General features: G+C 72.6%; 3 protein-coding genes and 1 tRNA gene. 2 read left to right on the forward strand and 2 right to left on the reverse strand.

What is annotated here, in order from left to right:
* Window positions 1–142: 142 nt before the first annotated feature.
* Entirely contained in the window at window positions 143–1159 is a 1017-nt protein-coding gene (locus ACFV6I_RS23525) for a hypothetical protein (protein WP_380427471.1), read from the reverse strand.
* A complete protein-coding gene (locus tag ACFV6I_RS23530; RefSeq protein ID WP_063348334.1) occupies window positions 1156–1686 on the reverse strand; it encodes a SigE family RNA polymerase sigma factor in 531 nt (176 codons plus the stop codon). The genes ACFV6I_RS23525 and ACFV6I_RS23530 overlap by 4 nt, the downstream gene beginning before the upstream one ends.
* 187 nt (window positions 1687–1873) lie before the next feature.
* On the opposite strand from ACFV6I_RS23530, the gene hrpA reads away from it, so the two are divergent.
* Together hrpA and ACFV6I_RS23540 are read left to right on the forward strand one after the other, a co-directional pair.
* Window positions 1874–5860, forward strand: a complete 3987-nt coding sequence (hrpA, locus tag ACFV6I_RS23535; protein WP_063348335.1) for an ATP-dependent RNA helicase HrpA — start codon at window positions 1874–1876, stop codon at window positions 5858–5860.
* 118 nt (window positions 5861–5978) lie between these two features.
* Window positions 5979–6052 (forward strand) — tRNA-Asp (locus ACFV6I_RS23540).
* The last annotated feature ends 31 nt before the right edge of the window (window positions 6053–6083 follow it).

Raw genomic sequence — 6083 nt, forward strand, 5'->3', positions numbered from 1 at the left:
CGCCCCCGCGCCCCGGCGCGCCGCGAGTGGGGGCGGGCCCCCCCCCCTGGCCCCCCGCGCGGCGGCGGCGGCCCCCCCCCCCCGAGGGGGAGGTGGGCCGGTCGCGCGGGCGGCGTCGAGGCCGGCACGGCGCCGGGAGGGTTCAGTAGGAGCGGAACCAGCTGGCGTCGGTGCCCAGCACGGAGCCGTCCGCCGCGTAGTACGTGAACGTGCGGGCCTGGGCGCCCGGCTTCCTGGCGATCGCGTACCAGCGCGTCGGGGAGTCCCCGAGGGCGACCGGCGCCGACTCGCTGATGCCGCCGGTGTCCCAGGTGACCACGATCTTCGCGACCCGGGGCCGGACCCCAGCGATCACCACCGGTGAGGCGCCCAGCTCCCCGCCCTTGAACCCGAGCATCGTCCCTCCTCCGGAGGTGGCCCGGTCGATGATCGCCCCGTCCGGCACCCCCGGGGCGGGGGTGTCGTGCATCGCGTCGTCGACCTGGCGCTGCCCGTCCACGGTGGCGTAGAGGTTCACCAGGTCCACGTCCGGGCGCCAGCTCCGGTCGATGTCCGCCCGGGTGGTCTCCGGCAGTTGCGGGATGGCCGCGTGCCGGTCCTCCCAGATCAGCCGGGCCTGTCGGAGGGCGTCCTCCTTGGTGGCGGCCGCCGGCCAGAACGCGGCCCACGCCTGCCACTGCCTGCCGTTCGTGGTGCCGTGGCCGACCACGACCCGGACCGGGGTGAACGGATCCCGCGCGGGAGCGGTCGGTGTCGCGGTGGTGCCCGCGGCGGCCCCGGCGGCCCCGGCGGCCTCCGCGGCGGTGACGGTCGAGGCGTCCGCCACCACCGCCCCCGCGTCGGCCGCGTTGCCCGGCCCCCGCCCCCGCCCGAGCCCGCCGAGCGCCGTCCCCCCGACGACGGCCGCCGCGACCAGCACCGCCACCGCCCCGCTGGTCAGCAGCCGCCGGCGCCGCAGCCGGCGCCGCCCCCCGGCGACCAGCCGGTCGTACGGGACGGCCCCGATCTCGACGCTTCCGGCCAGCTCGCCCAGGACGCGCGCCGCCGCGGCCTCGGCGCCGGCCGCGCCCCCGGCCCCCGCCCCGACCGTGCCCTCGCCGCCCACACCGCCCACGTTGCCCATGGCGCCCTCGCCGCCCACGTTGCCCTCGTTGCTCATCTTCCGCCTCCGATGCTCGCCAGCCCGTTGAGTGAGGAGGCCTCCCGCAGCTTGGCCAGGCCTCTGGCCGCCTGGCTCTTCACCGTCCCGACCGAGCAGCCCATCGCCGCGGCGGTCTGGGTCTCGGTGAGGTCCTCCCAGTACCGCAGCACGACGGCCTGCCGCTGCCGGGGCGGCAGCGTGCCGAGGGCCGTGAGCAGCGCCGCCCGTTCGTCCAGCCGCGCGTAGCCGTCGGGGCCCTCGGGTGCGGCCCGGTCGGGGACGGCGGTGACCAGGTCCTCGGCCGCTCGGCGGCGGAACCGCCGGGCGTGCTCGTTGATCAGGATCCGGCGCACGTAGGCGTGCGGGTCGTCGGCCGCCCGGACCCGGCTCCAGGCGACGTACGCCCGCTCCAGGGCCTGCTGGACCAGGTCCTCGGCGGTGTGCCTGTCCCCCGCGAGCAGGTACGCCGTCCTGAGCAGCCGCGTCCACGCGCTGCCGGTGAACGCGCGGAACTCCTCGTCCCTCGCGGTCTTCTGGGCTCCCATGAGCACCTCCTCAACCCCCAGAGCCCGAAACCGCCGCGAACCGTTGCCTGGCCCGGCCCGGAGCCGTCCGGCCCGACGCCACCGGCACCCGGACCCGCCGTTCGCGCTCGGCCGCCGGTGGCTGTGACACTGGAGAGGCTCGAAAACCGAGGTGCGCGCCGCCGTACCTCCTTGCGAACCTAGAGGGATGCCCGCAGTGAGTTCTCCCGCAGTCCAGTCCGCCCCCGCACCCGCCGAGGGTCCCGGTATCGGTGAGCTGGCCGCCCGCCTGCCCGAGCTGACCCTGCGCGACCAGGTGCGGATCGGGCGCCGACTGGAGGGGGCCCGTCGGGTCCGCAAGCCCGAGGCCCGGCAGAAGGTCGCCGCCCAGATCGCCGCCGACATCGACCGCGCCGAGCTGCTGGTCGAGCAGCGCCGCGGTGCCGTCCCACCGATCAGCTATCCCGCCGAGCTGCCGGTCAGCCAGAAGAAGGACGAAATCCTGGCGGCCATCCGGGACCACCAGGTGGTGATCGTCGCGGGTGAGACCGGCTCCGGCAAGACCACCCAGATCCCGAAGATCTGTCTGGAGCTGGGCCGCGGCGTGCGCGGTCTGGTCGGCCACACCCAGCCGCGCCGGATCGCCGCCCGTACGGTCGCCGAGCGGGTCGCGGAGGAGCTGCGCACCCCGCTGGGCGAGGCGGTCGGCTGGAAGGTCCGGTTCACCGACCAGGTCGGCCAGGACACCCTGGTCAAGCTGATGACGGACGGCATCCTGCTCGCGGAGATCCAGACCGACCGCGAACTGCTCCAGTACGACACCCTGATCATCGACGAGGCGCACGAGCGCAGCCTCAACATCGACTTCATCCTCGGCTACGTCAAGCAGCTGCTCCCGCGCCGACCGGACCTCAAGGTCGTGATCACCTCCGCGACCATCGACCCGCAGCGCTTCGCCCGGCACTTCAACGACGCCCCGATCGTCGAGGTCTCCGGCCGCACCTACCCGGTGGAGGTCCGGTACCGCCCGCTCGTCGACGACCTGGACGAGGACGACGACGCGACGGACGCCGACCGCGACCGGGACCAGATCCAGGCGATCTGCGAAGCGGCCCAGGAGCTCCAGGCCGAGGGCCCGGGCGACATCCTGGTCTTCCTCTCCGGCGAGCGCGAGATCCGCGACACCGCCGACGCCCTGGACAAGCTGAAACTCAAGTCCACCGAGGTCCTGCCGCTGTACGCCCGGCTGAGCTCGGCCGAGCAGCACCGGGTGTTCCAGCGCTCCGGCAGCCGCCGGATCGTCCTCGCCACCAACGTCGCCGAGACCAGCCTCACCGTCCCCGGCATCAAGTACGTGATCGACCCGGGCACCGCCCGGATCTCCCGCTACAGCCACCGCACCAAGGTGCAGCGGCTGCCGATCGAGGCGGTCAGCCAGGCCAGCGCCAACCAGCGCAAGGGCCGCTGCGGCCGCACCTCCGACGGCATCTGCATCCGGCTGTACTCGGAGGAGGACTTCCTCTCCCGCCCCGAGTTCACCGACGCCGAGATCCTGCGCACCAACCTGGCCTCGGTGATCCTGCAGATGACGGCGGCGGGCCTCGGCGACATCGCCGCCTTCCCGTTCCTGGACCCGCCGGACTCCCGCAACATCAAGGACGGCGTGCACCTGCTGCACGAGCTGGGCGCGCTGGACCCGGACGAGAAGGACCCGCGCAAGCGCCTCACCGCGCTCGGCCGCCAACTGGCCCAGCTCCCGGTGGACCCGCGGATGGCCCGGATGGTGCTGGAGGCCGACAAGAACGGCTGCGTGCGCGACGTGATGGTGATCGCCGCCGCGCTGTCCATCCAGGACCCGCGCGAGCGCCCCGCCGAGAAGCGCCAGGCCGCCGACGAGCGGCACCGCCGGTTCAACTCGGAGACCTCCGACTTCCTGTCCTACCTGGCGATGTGGCGCTACGTCCGGGAGCAGCAGCGCGAGCTGTCCTCCTCGGCCTTCCGCCGGATGTGCAAGGCGGAGTTCCTCAACTACCTGCGGATACGGGAGTGGCAGGACATCTACACCCAGCTGCGCACGGTCGCCAAGCAGTTGGGCGTCACCATCGAGGAGCCGCACGAGGACGCCGAGCCGGACGCCGACCGGATCCACCAGTCGCTGCTGGCCGGCCTGCTCTCCCACATCGGCCTGTTCGACGTGGAGAAGCGCGAGTACGGCGGCGCGCGCGGCGCCCGGTTCGCGGTGTTCCCGGGCTCGGGCCTGTTCAAGAAGCCGCCGCGCTGGGTGATGTCGGCCGAGCTGGTGGAGACGTCCCGGCTGTGGGCGCGGATCAACGCCAAGATCGAGCCGGAGTGGGTGGAGCCGCTGGCCGGCCACCTGATCAAGCGGACGTACAGCGAGCCGCACTGGGAGAAGAAGGCCGGAGCCGTCCTGGCGTACGAGCGGGTGACGCTCTACGGGATGCCGGTCGTCGCCCAGCGCAAGGTCAACTACGGGCGGATCGACCCGGAGCTGTGCCGCGAGCTGTTCATCCGCAACGCGCTGGTCGAGGGCGACTGGGAGACCCACCACCGGTTCTTCGCCGAGAACCGCAAGCTGCTCGGTGAGGTCGAGGAGCTGGAGAACCGGGCCCGGCGCCGGGACATCCTGGTCGACGACCAGACCCTGTTCGAGTTCTACGACGCCCGGCTGCCGGAGGACGTGGTCTCCACCCGGCACTTCGACTCCTGGTGGAAGACGGCCCGGCACGAGCAGCCGGACCTGCTCAACTTCGAGAAGTCGATGCTGATCAACGACTCCGCGGACGGCGTCACGGAGGCCGACTACCCGGACCACTGGCAGCAGGGCAAGCTGCGCTTCCAGCTGACCTACCAGTTCGAACCGGGCAGCGACGCGGACGGCGTGACCGTCCACATCCCGCTGCCGGTGCTCAACCAGGTCACCGCGGAGGGCTTCGACTGGCAGATCCCGGGCCTGCGGACGGAGCTGGTCACCGCGTACATCAAGTCGCTGCCGAAGGCGATCCGGCGCAACTTCGTGCCGGCGCCGGACTTCGCGAAGGCGGCGCTGCGCGCGGTGAAGGACCGCCAGGAGCCGTTGCTGCCGTCCCTGGAGCACGCCCTCAAGCGCCTGACGGCCATCACCGTGCCGCCGGAGGCCTGGGACGACGAGCGGGTGCCGGACCACCTCAAGGTGACCTTCCGGGTGGTGGACGGCCGCCGCAAGCTCGCCGAGTCCAAGGACCTGGAGGAGCTGCGGCTGCGGCTCAAGCCGAAGCTCAAGGAGACGCTGTCCTCGGCGGCCTCCGGCCAGGGCATCGAGCAGGGCGGGCTGACCGCCTGGCCGGGCGGCCTGCCCGTGCTCCAGCGCACCTTCGAGCAGCGCTCGCGCGGCCATTCGCTGCGCGCCTACCCGGCCCTGGTGGACGAGGGGGAGTCGGTCGGCGTGAAGCTGTTCGACACCCCGCAGGCGCAGACGCAGTCGATGTGGGCGGGCACCCGCCGGCTGCTGATGCTGACCACCACCTCCCCGGCCAAGTCGATCCAGGGCCGGCTGGGCAACCAGGCGAAGCTGGCGCTCTCGCACAACCCGCACGGCTCGGTGAACGCCCTCTTCGAGGACGTGGTGGCCTGTGCGACGGACCGGCTGATGACCCTGGCCGGCGGACCGGCCTGGGACGAGGCGGCCTTCGGCACGCTGCACGACAAGGTGCGGGCGGACCTGTACGACCTGTCCGCGGACACCACGCTGAAGACGGCCACCGCGCTGATCGCCTTCCACAAGGCCTCGACCCGGCTGAAGTCGGTGAGCAGCCCGGTGCTGCTGAACGCGGTGAACGACATCCGGCTGCACCTGGCCTCCCTGGTGCACCCGGGCTTCGTCACGGACACCGGCTGGCAGCGGCTGCCGGACCTCAAGCGCTACCTGCTGGCGGTGGACCGCCGGCTGGAGGCGCTGCCCAACCACCCGCAGCGGGACGCCCAGCAGCTGCTGAAGGTCCAGCAGGTGCAGCGGGAGTACGGGGAGCTGCTGGCGGCGGTGCCGGCCGGCCGGCAGCCGTCCGCGGAGGTGCTGGCGATCCGCTGGATGATCGAGGAGTTGCGGGTCAGCTTCTTCGCCCAGTCGCTGGGCACACCGAGCCCGGTGTCGGAGAAGCGGATCACCAAGGCGATGGAGGCTGCCAGGGCCACGCTCTGAGCTGGGCGGCGGCCTCCTCGGGGGCCCTCAGGTGCCAGTTCGACCTGGGGGCCCACCATGGGCTACAGTCTGTCTTGTTCGCAGCGCGGCAAGCGAGTGAACGAGATCAGAAAACTCTGGTCCCGTGGAGCAGTTGGTTAGCTCGCCACCCTGTCAAGGTGGAGGTCGCGGGTTCAAGTCCCGTCGGGATCGCCGCAGTGCGAGAGGCCCGGAACCGTCAGGT

Source organism: Kitasatospora sp. NPDC059803 (genome assembly GCF_042732255.1).
Taxonomy (GTDB): domain Bacteria; phylum Actinomycetota; class Actinomycetes; order Streptomycetales; family Streptomycetaceae; genus Kitasatospora.

What these genes read in the sequence shown, in the direction of transcription:
- ACFV6I_RS23530 (WP_063348334.1), bottom strand. Translation starts at nt 1,686, where the DNA reads ATGGGAGCCCAGAAGACCGCGAGGGACGAGGAGTTCCGCGCGTTCACC.
- ACFV6I_RS23525 (WP_380427471.1), bottom strand. Translation starts at nt 1,159, where the DNA reads ATGAGCAACGAGGGCAACGTGGGCGGCGAGGGCGCCATGGGCAACGTG.
- hrpA (WP_063348335.1), top strand. Translation starts at nt 1,874, where the DNA reads ATGCCCGCAGTGAGTTCTCCCGCAGTCCAGTCCGCCCCCGCACCCGCC.